Origin of the sequence: Flavobacterium pectinovorum, assembly GCF_006438875.1 — a bacterium.
GTDB lineage: Bacteria > Bacteroidota > Bacteroidia > Flavobacteriales > Flavobacteriaceae > Flavobacterium > Flavobacterium pectinovorum_A.
This window is the reverse complement of sequence record NZ_RCZH01000021.1, coordinates 43174-61900: the sequence shown is the minus strand read 5'-3', so window position 1 is coordinate 61900 and position 18727 is coordinate 43174. Positions and strand designations below refer to the sequence as shown.

Annotated in this window: 20 protein-coding genes; 16 read left to right on the top strand and 4 right to left on the bottom strand. The window is 34.0% G+C overall.

Translation table 11 applies throughout. The features are described 5' to 3' along the window. Window positions 1-302: 302 nt before the first annotated feature. Window positions 303-2711, top strand: coding sequence for a glycosyl hydrolase family 95 catalytic domain-containing protein (locus EAH81_RS23735; RefSeq protein WP_140511487.1), 2409 nt, complete (start codon window positions 303-305; stop codon window positions 2709-2711). 274 nt (window positions 2712-2985) lie between these two features. On the opposite strand, the gene EAH81_RS23730 is transcribed toward EAH81_RS23735, so the two are convergent. Then, the gene (locus EAH81_RS23730) at window positions 2986-3543 is read right to left on the bottom strand and encodes a CvpA family protein (RefSeq protein WP_140511486.1); all 558 of its coding nucleotides are present in this window, start codon (window positions 3541-3543) and stop codon (window positions 2986-2988) included. Window positions 3544-3932: 389 nt separating this feature from the next. Here EAH81_RS23730 and EAH81_RS23725 point away from each other — a divergent pair, with 389 nt between their 5' ends. From EAH81_RS23725 to EAH81_RS23715, 3 genes are all read left to right on the top strand, one after another. Further along, on the top strand, window positions 3933-4289 hold the full coding sequence (locus EAH81_RS23725; protein ID WP_029270935.1) for a hypothetical protein: 357 nt from the start codon (window positions 3933-3935) through the stop codon (window positions 4287-4289). A gap of 132 nt (window positions 4290-4421) precedes the next feature. Then, a complete protein-coding gene (gene pheS / locus EAH81_RS23720) occupies window positions 4422-5441 on the top strand; it encodes a phenylalanine--tRNA ligase subunit alpha (protein WP_140511485.1) in 1020 nt (339 codons plus the stop codon). Between the two features lie 194 nt (window positions 5442-5635). Beyond that, complete coding sequence (locus tag EAH81_RS23715; RefSeq protein ID WP_072956945.1) at window positions 5636-6043, top strand: hypothetical protein; 408 nt, start codon at window positions 5636-5638, stop codon at window positions 6041-6043. Window positions 6044-6250: 207 nt separating this feature from the next. On the opposite strand, the gene EAH81_RS23710 is transcribed toward EAH81_RS23715, so the two are convergent. The 3 genes from EAH81_RS23710 to EAH81_RS23700 form a co-directional block, all read right to left on the bottom strand. Continuing rightward, entirely contained in the window at window positions 6251-7246 is a 996-nt protein-coding gene (locus tag EAH81_RS23710; RefSeq protein WP_140511484.1) for an NAD(P)H-dependent glycerol-3-phosphate dehydrogenase, read from the bottom strand. Between the two features lie 366 nt (window positions 7247-7612). Beyond that, window positions 7613-8770 (bottom strand): iron-containing alcohol dehydrogenase, encoded by a 1158-nt coding sequence (locus EAH81_RS23705; protein ID WP_140511483.1) that lies wholly within the window; start codon window positions 8768-8770, stop codon window positions 7613-7615. A gap of 101 nt (window positions 8771-8871) precedes the next feature. Beyond that, on the bottom strand, window positions 8872-9636 hold the full coding sequence (locus EAH81_RS23700) for a type 1 glutamine amidotransferase domain-containing protein (RefSeq protein WP_194150834.1): 765 nt from the start codon (window positions 9634-9636) through the stop codon (window positions 8872-8874). Between the two features lie 85 nt (window positions 9637-9721). Here EAH81_RS23700 and EAH81_RS23695 point away from each other — a divergent pair, with 85 nt between their 5' ends. From EAH81_RS23695 to EAH81_RS23640, 12 genes are all read left to right on the top strand, one after another. After that, window positions 9722-10627 (top strand): LysR family transcriptional regulator, encoded by a 906-nt coding sequence (locus EAH81_RS23695; protein ID WP_140511482.1) that lies wholly within the window; start codon window positions 9722-9724, stop codon window positions 10625-10627. A gap of 155 nt (window positions 10628-10782) precedes the next feature. Continuing rightward, window positions 10783-11475, top strand: a complete 693-nt coding sequence (locus EAH81_RS23690; RefSeq protein ID WP_140511481.1) for an NUDIX hydrolase — start codon at window positions 10783-10785, stop codon at window positions 11473-11475. Between the two features lie 74 nt (window positions 11476-11549). Then, complete coding sequence (gene prs, locus EAH81_RS23685; protein ID WP_140511480.1) at window positions 11550-12383, top strand: ribose-phosphate diphosphokinase; 834 nt, start codon at window positions 11550-11552, stop codon at window positions 12381-12383. Window positions 12384-12441: 58 nt separating this feature from the next. After that, a complete protein-coding gene (locus tag EAH81_RS23680) occupies window positions 12442-12969 on the top strand; it encodes an NADAR family protein (RefSeq protein WP_140511479.1) in 528 nt (175 codons plus the stop codon). 8 nt (window positions 12970-12977) lie between these two features. Continuing rightward, on the top strand, window positions 12978-13448 hold the full coding sequence (locus EAH81_RS23675; protein WP_140511478.1) for a macro domain-containing protein: 471 nt from the start codon (window positions 12978-12980) through the stop codon (window positions 13446-13448). A gap of 19 nt (window positions 13449-13467) precedes the next feature. After that, window positions 13468-13992, top strand: a complete 525-nt coding sequence (locus tag EAH81_RS23670; protein WP_140511477.1) for an O-acetyl-ADP-ribose deacetylase — start codon at window positions 13468-13470, stop codon at window positions 13990-13992. A gap of 163 nt (window positions 13993-14155) precedes the next feature. After that, a complete protein-coding gene (locus tag EAH81_RS23665; RefSeq protein ID WP_140511476.1) occupies window positions 14156-14803 on the top strand; it encodes a DUF4291 domain-containing protein in 648 nt (215 codons plus the stop codon). After that, the gene (locus EAH81_RS23660) at window positions 14796-15344 is read left to right on the top strand and encodes an RNA 2'-phosphotransferase (protein ID WP_140511475.1); all 549 of its coding nucleotides are present in this window, start codon (window positions 14796-14798) and stop codon (window positions 15342-15344) included. Before EAH81_RS23665 ends, EAH81_RS23660 begins: the two co-directional genes overlap by 8 nt. 9 nt (window positions 15345-15353) lie before the next feature. Further along, complete coding sequence (locus EAH81_RS23655; protein ID WP_140511474.1) at window positions 15354-15956, top strand: macro domain-containing protein; 603 nt, start codon at window positions 15354-15356, stop codon at window positions 15954-15956. 34 nt (window positions 15957-15990) lie between these two features. Beyond that, window positions 15991-16722, top strand: a complete 732-nt coding sequence (locus EAH81_RS23650; RefSeq protein WP_140511473.1) for a metallophosphoesterase family protein — start codon at window positions 15991-15993, stop codon at window positions 16720-16722. 4 nt (window positions 16723-16726) lie between these two features. Continuing rightward, on the top strand, window positions 16727-17179 hold the full coding sequence (locus EAH81_RS23645; RefSeq protein WP_140511472.1) for a nucleoside 2-deoxyribosyltransferase domain-containing protein: 453 nt from the start codon (window positions 16727-16729) through the stop codon (window positions 17177-17179). Between the two features lie 5 nt (window positions 17180-17184). Beyond that, complete coding sequence (locus EAH81_RS23640; RefSeq protein WP_140511471.1) at window positions 17185-18654, top strand: nicotinate phosphoribosyltransferase; 1470 nt, start codon at window positions 17185-17187, stop codon at window positions 18652-18654. Window positions 18655-18727 lie beyond the last annotated feature (73 nt).

The following is an 18727-nucleotide window of genomic DNA, read 5'->3' as shown; positions in this document are numbered from 1 at the left end:
TCCTAACAGGTTTTTTCAACCTGTTAGGTATAATAATATGGAATATTGGAACGAATAAATAATACCTAACAGGTTGAAAAAACCTGTTAGGATAATACAATAAAAACATCCTGTTGTGGACGATTAAAATCCATCCCTACAAAATAATCCGAGCCGAAGGCTCTATCAAAAGTTCCTGAGGAACGATCAATATTGTAGCAGCGGATTTTAATCCGTTGATTGAAAATTTCACAATGTCAATATAGAGTTCCGTAGGAATGGCATATATTTAAGCGGAAATAATTCAAAATTAAAAACAATACATGAATTCAAATTTCATAAAAAACACATTTCTGGTTTTCGTTTTTTTCTCCTTCTATGGGAAAACTGTAGCACAATCCAATCATGTTTTGTGGTACAATCAACCTGCGGAATATTTTGAGGAAAGCTTGGTTTTAGGAAACGGAAAAATGGGAGCAACCGTTTTTGGCGGCGCCAATTCAGATAAGATTTATTTGAATGACGCCACGCTTTGGTCAGGTGAACCCGTAAACGCCAAAATGAACCCCGAAGCTTACAAAAATATTCCGGCAATTCGGGAAGCGCTTAAAAATGAAAACTACAAACTAGCAGATGAATTAAATAAAAAGATTGAAGGCAAAAACTCCGAATCATTTGCGCCTTTAGGAACATTAGAAATCAATAATTCGGAGAAGGGAAAAGCTATAAATTACCATCGGGAACTGGATATTTCGAACGCAATATCAAAAGTAAGTTACGAAATGGCGGGAATAAAATACACTCGTGAATATTTTGTTTCAGCTCCGGATCAAATTATGGTCATCAAATTAACAAGCGATCATAAAGGAGCTTTAAATTTTGATATTAATTTAAAGAGTTTATTAAAATCAAATGTCGAAGTAAGAAGCAATATCTTGGGAATGACTGGTTTTGCGCCAATTCACGAAAATGCCGGATATGCCGTTTTACCAAAATATCTTGATATAAAAGAAAGAGGAACAAGATTTACGACTTTAGTTCAAATCAAAAAAACGGACGGGAAAATTACAAGTTTCGGACAAACATTAAGCTTAAAAGATGCGACAGAAGCAATTATTTATGTTTCTGTTGCAACAAGCTTTAACGGTTTTGACAAAAATCCTGCTACAGAAGGTTTAGATGATTTAGCAATTGCATTGCAAAATTTGAACAAGTCATTTGCAAAATCATTCGATCAATTAAAGGAATCTCACATCACCGATTATCAAAAATTCTACAATCGTGTTACTTTAGATCTAGGAAAAACAAGCGCACCGGACTTACCAACAAATGAACGTTTATTGCGCTACGCTGATGGGAAAGAAGATAAAAATTTAGAAATTTTATATTTCAATTTTGGGCGTTATTTGCTGATAAGCAGTTCAAGAACTATGGGGGTTCCGGCAAATTTACAAGGAATATGGAATCCACATTTAAATCCGCCTTGGAGCAGTAATTATACGATGAATATCAATCTGGAAGAAAATTATTGGCTGGCTGAAAACACCAATCTTTCAGAGATGCATTTACCGCTTTTATCTTTTATAAAAAATCTTTCGGTAACCGGAAAAGTTACGGCAAAGACTTTTTACGGAGTCAATGAAGGTTGGGCATCTGCACACAATTCGGATATTTGGGCTATGACAAATCCGGTGGGACAATTTGGAAAAGAAGATCCAAGTTGGGCTTGCTGGCCATTATCAGGCGCTTGGCTGAGTACACATATATGGGAACATTATGTTTTTACTCAAGACAAAAATTATCTAAAAAGCGAAGGTTATCCAATAATGAAAGGAGCGTCACAATTCTTTTTAGGATGGATGATTACAGATAAAAATGGAAATCTAATTACGTCGCCATCGACTTCACCAGAGAATAAATATATTGCACCGGATGGTTTTATTGGAGCAACAATGTATGGCGGAACCGCAGATCTGGCAATGATCAGAGAATGTTTCGAAAAAACGATCAAAGCCTCAGAAGTTTTGAATATCGATGGTGATTTCAGAGGAAAACTTCAAGCGGCACTTTCTAAATTTCATCCATATCAAATAGGGAAAAAAGGAAATTTACAAGAATGGTATTTTGACTGGAATGACGAAGAACCACAACACCGTCATCAATCGCATTTATTCGGACTTTTTCCAGGCGATCATATAACGCCATTAAAAACACCTGATTTAGCCGAAGCCGCTAAGAAAACACTTGAAATAAAAGGCGATGAAACGACAGGTTGGTCAAAAGGATGGCGAATTAATCTTTGGGCAAGACTTTGGGACGGAAATCGTGCCTACAAAATGTTCCGCGAATTATTAAGATACGTCGATCCTGACGGAAAGAAAACCGAGAAACCAAGAAGAGGAGGAGGAACGTATCCGAATTTATTCGACGCCCATCCACCGTTTCAAATCGACGGAAACTTTGGAGGAGCCGCAGCCGTTGCTGAAATGTTGGTACAATCTGACGAAAACGAAATAAGATTGTTACCCGCTTTACCAGACGCTTGGGAAACAGGTTCTGTAAAAGGAATCTGCGCCCGCGGTGGATTTGAAATCGAAATGAATTGGGAAAATAAAATCCTGAAAAAAGTTTCGGTTTCTTCTAAAACTGGAGGAAAAACGACCTTAATAAATGGTGATAAAAAACAAGATATCACTTTGAAAAAAGGAGAGAAACTAGAAATAAACTGGTAAAATAATTCCAAACACAATATGTGCCAAACCTAACAGGTTTTTAAAACCTGTTAGGTTTATTCTTTTTACAAATCTTCGAGATTGAAAATTTCGGATTTAATATTTCTAAGCTCCATCGGAGCGGTATATTTATAGCAAATAATTATACGTTGGTTAAATCAAGCTCCATCGGAGCGGCATATTATATTTCACCCCGCTGAGGTTTTATGTTGGTACATTTATAAATTTTCTATAAATATTTCGTCCCGCTGGGACTTTCCTTTCTAAATAATATTTATTCTTTTTCAGCTTCAGAAGTGTTATTTGATTTCTCTTCAGAACTTTTAGCATGCTCTTCTTTAAAAGTATCGTACCATTTTTCGATCGAAGGATATACAAAAGCGGCTACCTTTTTTACAGGATTATAAAAAATAGATTTATCTAAAGTTTCTTTCTTGGCAAAAGTATTGTTGAAGTTTATCTTTTCAAACAGCGCAATAAAAATACTCAGAATCAGAATCGTTTTTAAGATTCTGAAAAAACCTCCACCTAGTTTATTTGCCCAACCCAGGAAAGCAAAATCTGCAATTCCGGTAAGGATTTTGGCTAAGAAATAAACACCAATAACAACCAGAATAAAAGTCAGGATAAAAGCGGTAACCTGAATTGTGTTTGGATTCCAGGAAACGTATTTCATAATTAATTCTTTCATGAAAGAAGAGAATTTAATCGCAATATAAATTCCCAACAATAAAGAAATAAAAGAAGCAACCTCTACAAAAAGTCCGTTTTTAATTCCTTTATATAAACTAAAAGCCAAAAGTGCTCCAAAAAGCATGTCTAAAAAACTCATATTTTTTGTGTTTTATTGAGGCGCAAATATAGAAGAATTATCTGTTTATTTAAGGTTCAAAGGTTCAGAGATGCAAAGGTTCAAAGGTTAGTTTTATAGTCCACAGATTATGCGGATTGAACGGATTAAAATTAGTTGGCTGATTATGAGCTAAAGTTTTTGCATAAATGTAATTGAGGATTTTACGGGATGAAAAAAATTAACCAGCGTTAATCAGTAAAATCCGTTAAATCAGTGGGCGATTTATTCAATACAACAAGGCAAACCGTTAATTTTAGGTCTTTGGCTTCGAAGTCCGTATCTTTGCAAATCTAATTTTAGAATTCAGATTGCAGATTTTAGATTTTTAAGTCAGCAATCTAAAATCTAAAATCTAAAATCACAAATATATGTCCAGAGATACACAACTAAAAGAGCGATGGGAAAAGCTCGTCGATATACTATCTAATCAATTTTCGCAAGGAGAAGATTTAGATTTAGATGCCATAATTTACCTAATAGGAGTTCAGGAACTTGGAAAAGTGCACCGCGAATTCAAAAAAGATGAAAAATTAAACCTGATGCACATCGCGATTTGCCGATTATTAGAGCCTTACGGGTTTTATGAATTTGACTTTTTTGATGCCGAAGGATGGCCGCATTACAAAGTAAAAGAAGAGTTACCGCCATTAAAAGCGGGAGAACAATCGGTTTTAATGAAAGAAGCGATTGTAAATTATTTTTTAGAAAGAGAACTTATAGAGTAGTTTTTAGTCACAGTCGCAGTCGCAGTTTTTAGAATTTACTTGACTGAACAATTGAATACTGAAAACTGCGACTGCGACTGTACACTTTTAACTAAAAAATACTAAATTTGTAATCTCAATTATTGAAGGAAAATGATAGATAAGATAAAACAGCATATAGAGGAAGCTAAAGCCTTTAATGATAAAAATAAAGAATCCTTAGAGCAATTCCGTATTAAATATTTAGGTAGTAAAGGATTGTTGAAAGATCTTTTTACAGAGTTCAAAAACATTCCGAACGATCAGAAAAAAGATTTTGGACAAGTAATAAATACCTTAAAAGCTGTTGCGGAAGAAAAAGTAAGAGTTATTCAGGAAGAACTGGAAAGTAAAGAAGAAATAAAAGGAGTGTTTGGCGATTTAACACGTGCTGCCGAACCGGTAATTATTGGTTCCCGTCACCCGATTTCGATTGTTAAAAATCAAATTATAGATATTTTTGCCAATATTGGTTTCAACGTTTCCGAAGGTCCGGAAATCGAAGACGACTGGCATAACTTTACCGCTTTGAACTTACCGGAATACCATCCGGCTCGTGATATGCAGGATACATTTTTCATTCAGACCAATCCTGACGTGTTGTTGCGTACGCATACATCATCTGTTCAGGTGCGTTATATGGAAAATCACAAACCGCCAATCCGTACTATTTCTCCGGGACGTGTATTTCGTAACGAAGCAATTTCGTCACGTTCGCACTGTATCTTCCATCAAGTGGAAGGATTGTATATTGACAAAGACGTATCATTTGCAGATTTGAAACAAACCTTACTTTATTTCACAAAAGAAATGTTCGGAAAATCGAAAATTCGTTTACGTCCGTCATATTTTCCGTTTACAGAACCAAGTGCCGAAATTGATATTTATTGGGGTTTAAAAACCGAAACCGATTACCGTATCACAAAAGGAACAGGTTGGTTAGAAATTGGAGGTTGCGGAATGGTTGATCCAAACGTTCTTAAAAATTGCGACATCAATCCTGATGAATACAATGGTTTTGCTTTCGGAATGGGAGTAGAGCGTATCGCGATGTTACTGTATCAAATTGGTGATATCCGTATGTTTTATGAAAATGATGTTCGTTTCTTAGAGCAATTCAAAGCTAATATTTAATTGTCATCTTGAGCGTAGTCGAAAGAAGGAGCTATTTCCAGCTGTCCGCTATATCTTTTGTTTTTTAAAGAAAAAAACAAAAGGATGCCGCTTCCATCTGGGCTAGGGCTTTACGATATAAATTACCTTTATAATAAAAATAAACCTTTGTTGAAGTTTAGACTTTGACAAAGGTTTTAAAGCTTTTAATAAAAATGAAAAAAGACATAACAATCCCAGAAGTAGAAAACGTATTTCTAGCCGCAGTTCAGGAATGGAGCGATGATTTTATGGAAAAAGTGTGGTACGCTTATCTTGTAAACGATAGTGACTTTAATTTGGACAGCGTAATGGTAGTTTCAAAAGCATTTGGAACAATAGATGGAGAAATGAAAAAAACATCAGTTTTGCGTCATGCCTTTGTTGAAGTTCCCGCAGTTTCAGTAGTAAAAATCGAAATGGTCGAAAAAAGTTTACTGGTTTTGAACAACGAATTCATGGTGACTTTCTTCATTGATAATAAACTCTACGACAAGAAATTCATCTTCAAATCAAACCTAATTAACGAAAACGATACTGAAGAAGTGCCGATTTTGTTTGTTGAGGGAGTGATGGTGAAGTAAAAGTAGAAGCAAAATGCAAGAAGCAAGAAGCAAGACTGGCTGCTTGAAGTGAGGATATAGACTTTTGTTTATGATAAAAAAAGAGCCAAGACTAAAATTATTAGATCTTGGCTCTTTTTATATTCTCTTATTTATTCTTCTACATCAATCCATCAAGCAGCAAGTCTTGCTTCTTGCTTCTACCATCTTGCTTCGCGCTAGAAAAAATTAATCAAGAGACTCCGTCAATTTCTTAAATACAGATTTTGCATCTTTTCCTTCATATAAAATAGCGTAAACAGCATCTATAATTGGAGTTTTTGCGCCATATCCTTGATTTAGTTTATAAGCACTTTTGGTGGCATAATAACCTTCGGCAACCATACTCATTTCCATCATTGCACTTTTTACGGTGTAACCTTTTCCAATCATGTTTCCGAACATTCTGTTTCTTGAGAATACGGAATATCCTGTAACCAATAAATCGCCCAAATAAGCCGAATCATTGATGTTACGTTTCATTTTGTGAACCTTTCTGATGAATTTTTTCATCTCGCGAATTCCGTTACTCATCATCACAGATTGAAAGTTATCTCCATAACCCAAACCGTGAGCAATTCCGGCAGCGATTGCGTAAATATTTTTAAGCATTGCAGCATATTCAGTACCAATAATATCATCCGATATTTTGGCTTTTATATAGTTTCCTGAAAGTGTTTTGGCAACGTTACGGGCTTTATCCGGATCACCACAAGCAATTGTCAAATAAGAAAGACGTTCTAATGCAACTTCTTCGGCATGACATGGACCTGTGATAACACCAATATTATAATATGGAATATCGTATTGAATGTGAAAATGTTCTCCAACAATTAAACTTGTTTCAGGCACAATACCTTTAATGGCCGAGAAAATAATTTTATCTGCCAAAGAAACCGTCATATTTTTCAATTCGGCATCCAAAAAAGCTGATGGAATAGCAAAAATTACATAATCGGCATATTCAATCGCTTCGTTTATATTATTGGTTAATTTAAGTTTGTTAGTGTCGAATTCAACTGAACTTAAATAGTTTGGATTGTGTTTGTATTTCTGAATGTGCTCGATCGCAGCATCGTTACGCATATACCACGCAATTTCGGATAGATTTACGCATAACATCTTTGCAATTGCCGTAGCCCAGCTTCCTCCTCCAATTACTGCAAATTTTAAATTTTCACTCATTATATTAATAATTTAAAACAAAAGTACTTAATAATGTAGTAATAATACAAAATCTCATTTAAGAAATTTAAAAAACACCTTTAATTACAATGGTTTTCAGGGGTTTTTAAAATAATAAAAAAATATTTTACTGTTTACACAATAACGATTGCGTAATTACGTTGTAACTGATTATAAATTAGAATTTTAAATGAGTTTAATAAAAATTGAGTTAGTTAGTTTTGTTTTAGTATTTTAAAAAGGCGTTCCTGTTTGAGAACGCCTTTTTTTTAGTTTTCAGTCCCAGTATACAGTATTCAGTCGCAGTTTTTAGTTTTCAGTGGCAGTATCCAGTTTTGGACTGAGACTGAAAACTGCGACCGAATACTAATAACTCATCTCAACAATCGATTTTACTTTATCTAAAGTTACCAATTGATTTTCGCCTAAACCTTTCCATCCTCTTTCGTCGAAACGATTTACGATAAAATCAGCGGTTTTGCTGTAATCATCTGTGTATTGCGAAAGTTTAGTATCCATTCCCATTGTATGGAAAAATTCAACAGTTTTAGTGATCGCTTCTTTTGCTACTTCATCATCAGAACCTTTTAATTCAAAAATTCTTCTTCCGTATTGTGCCAGTTTTCCTTTTTTGGTTTCAAACATCACATTGTACAAACTTGGTCCAATAATCGCCAAAGTTCTGGCGTGATCAATTCCGTACATAGCCGTTAATTCGTGGCCAATCATGTGTGTAGCCCAATCTGAAGGAACACCTTTTTGAATCAATCCGTTTAAAGCCATTGTACAACTCCACATAAAATTTGAAGCCAAAGCATAATCAGTTGGGTTTTCTACTACTTTTGGACCAACCTCAATTAAGGTTTGTAAAATTCCTTCGGCAATTCGGTCTTGTAAATAACCTTCATGCGGATACGTTAAATATTGTTCCATTACGTGCGTGTATGCATCTACAACACCGTTTTGAATTTGTCTTTTTGGCAAAGATTCAATAACTGTAGGATCGCAAATAGAGAATTTTGGAAATAATGCGCTTCCGCCAAAAGCCAGTTTTTCCTGAGTTGCTTTAATCGTAACAACAGAACCGGAGTTCATTTCACTTCCTGTTGCCGGTAAAGTCAAAACAGTTCCAAAAGGCACCGCATTTTCTTTAATTAGTAAACGTTTTTGTAAAATATCAATCGGGTTTCCGTTAAAATTAACAGCCGCCGAAATAAATTTCACACCATCAATTACAGATCCGCCACCAACAGCTAATATGAAATCAATTTTTTCTTCTTTGATAACATCAACAGCTTTCATTAAAGTTTCAAAATGCGGATTTGGTTCGATTCCGCCAAATTCAACGATATCAAAACCTTTTAGATTATTGATTACTTGTTCGTGAATTCCATTTTTAAAAATACTTCCACCACCGTAAGCCAATAAAATTTTAGCATCTTTTGGTACTAAAGTCGAAAGTTTTTCAATTTGTCCTTTTCCGAAGATTAAATTCGTCGGATTGTATAATTCAAAGTTTAGCATTTTTTTTAAGTTTCTGAGATTCAAAGTTTCTGAGGCGCTAAGTTTTTTTTAAAGGAATTAACCTTAGAAACTTAGCGACTCAGAAACTTAGAGCCTTTTTTTTAGTTATTCAATTTTTCCAATAATTTAGCTGCTACTAATTTAGATGAAGCCGGATTTTGTCCTGTAATTAAAAGGCCGTCTTCAACAGCGTATGGTGCCCAATTTGGTCCTTTTGAGAATTTTGCGCCATCTTTTATTAAAGCATCTTCCAATAAAAACGGAACAACTTTGGTTAAACCAACAGCTTCTTCCTCTTCATTTGTAAATCCGGTTACTTTTTTATCTTTCACTAAAAACTCACCATTAACTTTTACGTTTTTCAAAACTGCCGGAGCATGACAAACAAAAGCTACCGGTTTTTTGTGCGTGTAGAAAGATTCAATCAAAGCAATTGAATTTTTATCTTCGACTAAATCCCAAAGCGGACCATGACCTCCAGGATAGAAAACCGCATCATAATCTTTCTGATTAATAGTTGAAAGTTTATGTGTGTTTTTTAATTTTTCCTGTAATGTTTTATCGGCATCAAAACGTTTTGTGTCTTCGGTTGCTGATGCGGGATCATTACTTTTTGGATCGATTGGCGGCTGACCTCCAAGTGGCGATGCAATTGTGATTTCGATTCCCTGATCCAATAATTCATAATATGGTGCAGCTAATTCTTCTGACCAAAATCCTGTTTTTTCTCCTGTGTTGCCCAGTTTATCATTGCTGGTTACAACAAATAATACTTTTTTCATACCTTTTTTTGTTGATTTTTGAGCTGAAGCAGATGTGCTAAAAGCTGTGAATGCTATAATCGTAAGTAATGCTAGTTTTTTCATAAGTTTAAATTTTTAACAAATTTACGCTTAAAGTGATATCAGTAAAAATAAAATAAACTATGTTTGTTATAAATATATTTATGTCATGGTAAATCTCGAATGGTACAGAACATTTAAGGCGGTTTATAAAAACAGAAACTTTTCGCTTGCCGCCAAAGAGTTGTTTATGAGTCAACCTGCTGTAAGTCAGCAAATATCTATGTTGGAGGCTCATGTTGGAAATAAATTATTTAATCGAAAGTCAAAAGGCGTAGAACCAACCGAATACGCTAAGTTACTCAATAATTTAATTATTGATGCACTGGATCGACTGGAGAATGTAGAAAATACTTTTAGGGCAAAAACTCAGGATTCAAATCGGTTAATATCCGTTGGGATTTCAAAAAATCTCTTTGCCAGTATAGGAAGTGTTTTAATCTCGAAGTTCGATTTTATCGATTTTACTTTTGCGGACAGTGATTCTCTTTTTGCTTTGGTCGATGCTAAAAAACTCGATTTTGCAATTGTAGGCAAGCAGTATGATACGTTTGATACTATTTACGAAATCGTCGGAAAAATTAAACTGGTAATGGTTGCTCCAATAAGTTTGGATACAACAGAATTTCGTCAGAAATTAAAAGCAGACAAATATACTGAAATAGAACAATGGCTTAATGAGCAGAAATGGTATAGTCATGATGCGAGAATTCCTCATATAAAAATATTCTGGCTCCATGCATTCAGTAAAAAAAGACCTTCGATGGTTCCTAATTATATTATTCCATCAGAATCTGAAATGCTTGAGTTACTGTCTAAGAATTCCGGTGTTGCCATAACCTGGAACTGTAATGCAAGAAAATATATTAAAGAGAATAAATTACAGTTATTATGGAACAGTTTTCATGTGCCGGAGGAATTTGTATATTTATTAACGGCTAAAAACAATAATCAAAGTTCATTTTTTGATACTATTTCTAAAGAACTAAAGTTGTTTTTGGGAAATAGATTATAATTTTTTTTTCGCCACGAAATTTAGAAGATAAAAGTCGCCACGAATTTCACGAATTTACTCGAATTAGTTTTTAGGTTGCTTAGGAAAGAATTAGTGTAAATTCGTGAAATTCGTGGCGGAAAAATAAAATTCGTGGCAAACTTTCTTTTTTAAATATGAAAAATTTTCAAAATATAAGAATCGCTGTTGATGCTATTGTTTTTGGGTATAAAAACAATAGTCTGTATGTGCTTTTAATAGAACAGCAATTTGGCTCAGCCGATAAATATTGGGCTTTGCCGGGAGGTTTAGTAAAACAGGACGAATCTTTGAGTGATGCAGTGATACGAGAATTGCACGAAGAAACCAATGTGCAATTGACCTTTATGGAACAGCTTTACACTTTTGGCGATGATATTTACAGAGATTCCAGAAACCGTGTAATTTCTGTTGCGTATTATGCTTTAGTCGATGCTTCAAATTTGGAGATAAAAGCTGATACCGATGCCGAAAGAGTACAATGGTGTAAAATTGATACTATTCCAATTTTGGCATTTGACCATAATTTAATACTTGAAAAAGCCATATCAAGATTAAAAGCAAAACTGACTTATGAACCTATCGGATTCGATTTGCTTCCGGAAGAATTCTTATTTTCTGATCTTGAAAACCTCTATTGTACGATTTTAGAAAAAGAAATTGACAGACGAAATTTCAGAAAAAAAATCCTGAGTTATGGTTTTTTAGAGGAAACCGATAATTTTTCTCCTATAAAAACGGGAAGACCAGCAAAATTATTTCGATTCAATAAATTGAAATACAATGAGTTGATTAAAAAAGGCTTTCACTTCGAAATAAAGTTTGCGTAAATTTTACACAAAATAAATTGTTTATTAAAAAGAATATTCTACATTTGCGTATAATTAACGCAAACTAATAAATTATGATACTTAACCTAGACCCAAAATTCGCTCCTTTTCTTAATCAGGAACAAATCAATTTTCAAAGTTTTACTTTCTCTGGCGGAGAACCACATATTAAAATCGATACTAATTTTGATATTTCTCAAAAAGTAACGATCACGCACCGTTTAAATTCATTCAATGATTTGGGTTTATTGTGTATCACGGTAGATGCTTTGCGCAGAATGGATGTTAAAGCGATTGATCTTTTTATTCCGTATTTCCCGGCAGCGAGACAAGATCGTGTGATGATCAAAGGGGAATCTCTTTCTGTAAAAGTATATGCAGATATTATTAATGGACTTCAATTAAATAAAGTTTTTGTTTTTGATGCACATTCTGAAGTTACTCCGGCTTTGGTGAATAATTGCGAGGTGATTCCGAATCATACTTTTATTCAGGAAGTTTTAAAAGTAATTGGAGAAGATGTAAAATTAATTTCTCCTGATGGTGGTGCTCTTAAAAAAATCTATAAAGTTTCTGAATTTTTAGGTGGAATTGAAGTGGTAGAATGCAGCAAAAGCAGAGATGTAAAAACTGGAAGATTATCTGGTTTTAAAGTATATGAAGACGATTTAAACGGAATGGATTGCCTAATTGTTGATGACATTTGCGACGGTGGCGGAACTTTTGTTGGCTTAGCCGAAGAATTAAAAAAGAAAAATGCCGGAAAATTGTATTTGGCTGTAAGTCACGGAATTTTCAATAAAGGTTTTGAGGTTTTGAATTGTTTCGATAAAATTTTCACTACAAATTCAGTAAAAGACTTTGAAGGTGAGAGCGTTCAGGTAATCAGCTTAGATAAGTTAGTTTAAAGTTTCAGGTTTCATGTTCTCTATGGGAACTTGAAACCTGAAACAAAAAAATAAAAAGATGAAATATAATATAAAAGATATAGCTCCTGAAAGTAAGTTTTTGTTTTTCTGGGGACATCAACCCAATAATGACGGTAGTATTTCTAAAACTTGTTTCAGTCAATGGTGGTTAAGCTCGTTTGAAGTTGATAATGTAGTTTACAAAACTGCTGAACATTGGATGATGGCGAAAAAAGCCGAATTGTTTAAAGATGATGCAGTTTTGGAAAAAATCCTCAAAGCGAATTCTCCTGCCGCTGCTAAAAAGTTGGGAAGAGAAGTAAAGAATTATAACGAAACGCTTTGGTTAGCCGCCAGATTTGACATTGTTAAAGAAGGAAATCATCATAAATTCAGTCAAAATCCGGAGCTAAAAACTTTTCTACTAAATACAAATGACAGAGTTATAGTAGAAGCAAGTCCTGTAGATGCAATTTGGGGAATAGGAATGGCTGGTGATCACAAAGATGTTATGAATCCTGTGAAGTGGAAAGGTTTAAATCTTTTGGGTTTTGCTCTGATGGAAGTTAGGGATGAATTGAAATAAGTTATATTATGAAAGATATTCAATATACAAAAGGTGATGCAACATCTCCTCAATCAGAAGATAATAAAGTAATTGTGCATATCTGTAATGATATTGGAGGTTGGGGAAAAGGATTTGTTATGGCGATTTCGAAAAAATGGAAAAAACCAGAAAACCAATATAGACAATGGTTTAAATCAAAGGATGGTTTTGAATTGGGTAAAGTTCAGTTTGTTCAGGTAGAAGAAGATCTTTGGGTAGCAAATTTAATTGGCCAGCATAAAATCAATAAAGATGAAAGTGGAAATGCCCCAATACGATATGATGCGATTGAATATGGTTTGAAAGAAGTTGCTCTATTCGCAAAAGAAAACAACGCTAATATTCATATGCCAAGAATTGGTTGTGGTTTAGCAGGCGGAAAGTGGGAGATGATAGAGCCTATTATTCTCAAAACACTTTCTGATAATGATATTGAGGTTGTAGTTTATGATTTTTAAATAGAAATAATATTAAAAAATGATCTTAGAACTTTTGAAAGCAGACATAACAGAAATCCAAGTTGATGCAATTGTGAATGCTGCAAATACTTCTTTGCTTGGCGGAGGTGGAGTTGATGGCGCTATTCATAGAAAAGGTGGAAACGCAATTTTAGAAGAATGCATTCAAATTAGAAATAAACAGGGAGGATGTAAAGTTGGAGAAGCTGTAATTACAACAGCCGGGAATTTGCCTTCAAAATATGTGATTCATACCGTTGGCCCCGTTTGGAATGGTGATAAGGAAGAGAAAAAAAATCTGCTTGCGGCTTGTTATCAAAAGAGTTTGGAGCTGGCTGTTCAAAACAAGATTAAAACAATTGCTTTTCCGGGTATTAGCACAGGAATTTATAGGTTTCCAAAAGATAAAGCAGCTGAGATCGCAATAAAATCAGTTAATAATTTTGATAGAATTTCAGAAATAGACAAAGTAATATTTGTTTGTTTTGATGATGAAAACTATCAAATCTACGAACGTTTGTTAAAGAGAGTAGATTTAGAATAAATCTGGTTTTTTATATAAATTATAAAGGCACTTTTTACTGTTCCATCGGAACATTTCATTGGTAGAATATTAACGAGTTTTATTTACGTTCCGTAGGAACGTTTGATTCACAAAATAATTAAGAATAAAAATAACACAATGAAGATATTGTGTACAAAATAAAATGAAAATAGAATTAAAAAAATATGATGAGCAAATAACAGAATGGCCAAAATCAGGCTATCACATTATGGCTCAATATGACGAGGAAGAAATAATTGTTTATCAATCCTATCGAAAAAATATAGGGGAATTTGCTGTAAAAAATCAGTTTTTTGGAGGAGAATTTAGCCTTAGCAGAATGACCTGGATCAAACCAAATTTCCTTTGGATGATGTATAGAAATGGATGGGGTACTAAAGAAGGACAAGAAGTAGTATTGGCGATTCATCTTAAAGTTTCGGCATTCAATGAATATTTGCAAAACGCGGTTTATTCGTCTTATAGTTCTTCACTCGAAATGAGTCAGGAAGAATGGAAAGAAAGCGTAAAAATATCTTCTGTAAGATTGCAATGGGATCCAGATCACGATCCATACGGGAATAAGTCAGAACGAAGAGCCATTCAGATTGGTTTACGAGACGATTTTATAAAGTCTTTTGCAAAAGAAGATATAGTGCTAATCGAAGATATTTCGGAATTTGTAAAACAACAATATGAATTTGTTCAGAAGAAACAATTAGAAAATTTGATCGTTCCAGCTGAAAGACCTTTTCTTTTTAGGGATGAAGAATTGAATAAGAAACTAAAAATCTCTGGAAATCATGAATGAGAAAATAGCAAAAAGCGTAAGCAAATTTCTGAGTTTGGTTCTCAGACATTCACCGGAAACCATCGAACTAAAATTAGACGAAAACGGTTGGGCAGATGTTGAAGAACTAATTGAAAAATGCAATAAAAAAGGAAGTCAAAATCAAATGACTGTGGAACTTTTAGATTACGTTGTAGAAAATAATGATAAAAAACGTTTTGCTTTTAATGAAGATAAAACGAAAATCAGAGCAAGTCAGGGACATTCAATTTCGGTTGAATTAAATCTTGATGAAGCAGAACCTTCGGAGTTTTTATATCACGGAACTGTTGGAAAGTTTTTGGATAGTATTAAAAAAGAAGGTTTGCAAAAAATGAGCCGTCAGTATGTACATCTTTCCAAAGATCTGGAAACGGCTATAAAAGTGGGAAGTAGAAGAGGATCTGCTCAAATTTTGACCGTTAGAAGCGGTGAAATGCATCGAGACGGATTTAAGTTTTACTTGTCTGAGAATAATGTTTGGTTGACAGACAATGTTCCGGCAAAATATATTCAATTTTAATTCAAAAATATGCTACATATAAAATTGGTTTACTTAGAAGATGAACTTGGCAATTCATGGAGAAATGATTTTTCAGAATGTGAGAATCTCAGTATAATAAAAGGGGATATTACAAAAATAAAATCTGACGCAGTTGTAAGTCCAGCAAATTCATTTGGATTCATGGACGGCGGATTAGATTGGCATTTGTCAGAAAGATTTGGATGGCATTTGCAGGATGAACTTCAAGTAAAAATTGCCCAACTTGATGAAAAAGAACTCTTAATAGGAAAATCAATCACGTTAGAAACAGGAGATAGTGAAGTTCCTTTTTTAATTTCAGCTCCAACTATGCGAGTTCCGATGAGCTTTAATATTGCAACTTCAGTAAATGCCTTTCTAGCTATGAAAGCAATTTTGATAGCTTGTATAAATAATCCTAAAATAGAAACAGTGACAATTCCGGGTTTATGTACTGGATGCGGAAGAATGCCTTTTCATATTGCTTCTAATCAAATGTTTTTGGCTTATGATGAAATTATAAATAGAAATTACAAAGAATATGAAACTTTCGGCGATACCCAAAAGTACCAATATAGACTAAACGAAAAAGGACTAATCTGGGATTATTAAGTAACAAAAAGCACTACTTCACTTATAAATAAATATAATGAGAACATTAGTTTTTGGTGATATTCACGGAGGTTTAAAAGCTTTAATTCAATTGTTGGATCGAGTTGAAATTGACGAAAATGACCGACTTATTTTTCTTGGTGATTACGTCGACGGTTGGAGTGAATCCCGACAAGTAATAGATTTTCTGATGGAATTATCGCAGAAAAAGGAATGTGTTTTTATACGCGGAAATCATGATGTTTGGTGTCACGAATGGCTGAAGAATAATGACATAAATGATATTTGGTTTTTGCACGGAGGGAAATCAACGATAGAAAGTTATCATAATATTGATTCTTTCGAAAAAGAAAAACATCTTCATTTTTTTGAAAACATGCAGGATTACTTTGTAGATGAAGATAATAATTTGTTTATTCACGCTGGTTTTTCATCAATGCATGGTCCCGAAAAAGAACACTATACGACTAATTTTAGTTGGGATCGAACACTTTGGGAAATGGCTTTGACGATGGATAAAAGAATCCAAAAAGATTCACTTTCCTATCCTAAAAGATTATTGCTTTATAATGAAATTTACATTGGTCACACACCAACACTTCATTATAATATTGAAGTTCCAATGCAGGGTTGTAACGTTTGGAACATTGACACAGGAGCCGGTTTTTATGGAAAACTAACTTGTATTGATGTTGAATCGAAAGAGTTTTGGCAAAGTGATGTAGTGCAAAATTTTTATCCAAACGAAAAAGGAAGAAATAAATAGAAAGATGAAGAAAATTTTTAGAGCTCCAGAAGAAACTCCTTTACAAAGTGATTTAAAAACAATTTTTTTGGCTGGATCTATAGAAATGGATACAGCGATAAATTGGCAAAAACGCTGTGAGGAAATGTTACAAGACCATTATATTATCTTTAATCCAAGAAGAGAGCAATGGGATAGTAGTTGGTCACAAACGATCGAGAATAAAAATTTTAAAGAACAAGTCGATTGGGAATTGAATGCTTTAGAAAAAGCAGATCTAATTATTATGTATTTTGCAGGAAATACCAAGTCACCAATATCTTTGCTTGAGTTTGGGCTTTATGCTCAGTCAAACAAAATGAAAGTCGTTGTTGAGGAAAACTTTTGGCGCAAAGGCAATGTTGATATTGTATGCGACAGATATTCGATAGAACAATTTAAAACACTAGAAGAGTTAATTGAAAATTTACTAAAATAAAAAATATGAACCCATTATTATTAACAGACGGTTACAAAGTTGACCACAGAAGACAATATCCAGACAAAACTACATTAGTATATTCTAACTGGACACCAAGAAAATCAAGAATTGAAGGACTTGATGATGTTGTGTTTTTTGGATTGCAGTATTTCATTAAAAAATATATTATTCATGATTTTGATGCTGATTTTTTCAAACAGCCAAAAGAAGAAGTTGTTAAAAAATACGCACGCCGAATCAATAATTACTTAGGCGAAAACCAAGTTGGGACAAAACATATCGAAGATTTACACGATTTAGGATATATTCCAATGGTTTTTAAAGCTTTGCCAGAAGGAGCGAGCGTACCTTTGAGAGTTCCAATGTTTACAATGTACAATACACTTCCGGAATTTTTCTGGTTGACAAATTATTTCGAAACATTACTTTCTGCAGTAGTTTGGCTTCCATGTAACTCAGCTACAATTGCCAAAGAATACAGAAAAGTATTGGACAAATATGCTGATGAAACTTCATCTGCACCAGAATTTGTAGATTGGCAGGCACATGATTTCTCTATGAGAGGAATGGGCGGAATCGAAGCGGCGATAACTTCTGCAGCAGGACATTTGTTAAGTTTTACAGGTTCAGATACGATTCCGGTAATTGATTTCTTCGAAGATTATTATAATGCCAATTCAGATAAAGAGTTAATTGCAGGTTCAGTTGCAGCAACAGAACATTCTGTAATGTGTATGGGAACTACGGAGGGAGAATGTGAAACTTTTAAAAGATTAGTAACTGAAGTTTATCCAAAAGGAATCGTTTCTATCGTTTCTGACACGTGGGATTTATGGAAAGTTCTAACAGATTATTTACCACGCCTAAAAGAAGATATTATTGCCAGAGAAGGCAAAGTAGTAATTCGTCCTGATAGTGGTGATCCGGTTGATATTATCTGCGGAAATCCAAACGGGAAAACGCAAGAAGAGAAAAAAGGGGTAATTGAGCTTCTTTGGGATGTTTTTGGAGGTGAAGTCAATGCAAAAGGATATAAAGAGCTAGTGCCTCAAATTGGAGCCATTTACGGCGATAGTATTACAGTTGCACGTTCTATCCAAATTTGCGAAAGATTAAAAGCAAAAGGATTTGCATCTACAAACGTAGTTTTAGGAATTGGTTCTTTTACATATCAATACAATACCCGTGATACCTTTGGTTTTGCCATGAAAGCGACTTACGGAGAAGTTAATGGTGAAGGAAGAGCAATTTTTAAAGATCCAATAACAGATGACGGAACTAAAAAATCTGCCAAAGGATTAATGAAAATTGATTTAGTTGATGGCGTATATCATTTAATCGATAATGTTTCCTGGGAAGAAGAAAAACAAGGAGAATTGAAAGAAGTATTTAGAGATGGAAAACTTTTAATTGATCAATCGCTAAGTGAGATTAGAGTAAGAGTTAAAAGCGAGATAAATGTTGAAGCGTAAAAAAAGGAAGCCTGAATTTTAAATTCAGGCTTTTTTTTGGTCTATTTTTCATTCTAACAAAAGAGGGATTTTC

What these genes read in the sequence shown, in the direction of transcription:
- EAH81_RS23735 (WP_140511487.1), top strand. Translation starts at nt 303, where the DNA reads ATGAATTCAAATTTCATAAAAAACACATTTCTGGTTTTCGTTTTTTTC.
- EAH81_RS23730 (WP_140511486.1), bottom strand. Translation starts at nt 3,543, where the DNA reads ATGAGTTTTTTAGACATGCTTTTTGGAGCACTTTTGGCTTTTAGTTTA.
- EAH81_RS23725 (WP_029270935.1), top strand. Translation starts at nt 3,933, where the DNA reads ATGTCCAGAGATACACAACTAAAAGAGCGATGGGAAAAGCTCGTCGAT.
- pheS (WP_140511485.1), top strand. Translation starts at nt 4,422, where the DNA reads ATGATAGATAAGATAAAACAGCATATAGAGGAAGCTAAAGCCTTTAAT.
- EAH81_RS23715 (WP_072956945.1), top strand. Translation starts at nt 5,636, where the DNA reads ATGAAAAAAGACATAACAATCCCAGAAGTAGAAAACGTATTTCTAGCC.
- EAH81_RS23710 (WP_140511484.1), bottom strand. Translation starts at nt 7,246, where the DNA reads ATGAGTGAAAATTTAAAATTTGCAGTAATTGGAGGAGGAAGCTGGGCT.
- EAH81_RS23705 (WP_140511483.1), bottom strand. Translation starts at nt 8,770, where the DNA reads ATGCTAAACTTTGAATTATACAATCCGACGAATTTAATCTTCGGAAAA.
- EAH81_RS23700 (WP_194150834.1), bottom strand. Translation starts at nt 9,636, where the DNA reads ATGAAAAAACTAGCATTACTTACGATTATAGCATTCACAGCTTTTAGC.
- EAH81_RS23695 (WP_140511482.1), top strand. Translation starts at nt 9,722, where the DNA reads ATGGTAAATCTCGAATGGTACAGAACATTTAAGGCGGTTTATAAAAAC.
- EAH81_RS23690 (WP_140511481.1), top strand. Translation starts at nt 10,783, where the DNA reads ATGAAAAATTTTCAAAATATAAGAATCGCTGTTGATGCTATTGTTTTT.
- prs (WP_140511480.1), top strand. Translation starts at nt 11,550, where the DNA reads ATGATACTTAACCTAGACCCAAAATTCGCTCCTTTTCTTAATCAGGAA.
- EAH81_RS23680 (WP_140511479.1), top strand. Translation starts at nt 12,442, where the DNA reads ATGAAATATAATATAAAAGATATAGCTCCTGAAAGTAAGTTTTTGTTT.
- EAH81_RS23675 (WP_140511478.1), top strand. Translation starts at nt 12,978, where the DNA reads ATGAAAGATATTCAATATACAAAAGGTGATGCAACATCTCCTCAATCA.
- EAH81_RS23670 (WP_140511477.1), top strand. Translation starts at nt 13,468, where the DNA reads ATGATCTTAGAACTTTTGAAAGCAGACATAACAGAAATCCAAGTTGAT.
- EAH81_RS23665 (WP_140511476.1), top strand. Translation starts at nt 14,156, where the DNA reads ATGAAAATAGAATTAAAAAAATATGATGAGCAAATAACAGAATGGCCA.
- EAH81_RS23660 (WP_140511475.1), top strand. Translation starts at nt 14,796, where the DNA reads ATGAATGAGAAAATAGCAAAAAGCGTAAGCAAATTTCTGAGTTTGGTT.
- EAH81_RS23655 (WP_140511474.1), top strand. Translation starts at nt 15,354, where the DNA reads ATGCTACATATAAAATTGGTTTACTTAGAAGATGAACTTGGCAATTCA.
- EAH81_RS23645 (WP_140511472.1), top strand. Translation starts at nt 16,727, where the DNA reads ATGAAGAAAATTTTTAGAGCTCCAGAAGAAACTCCTTTACAAAGTGAT.
- EAH81_RS23640 (WP_140511471.1), top strand. Translation starts at nt 17,185, where the DNA reads ATGAACCCATTATTATTAACAGACGGTTACAAAGTTGACCACAGAAGA.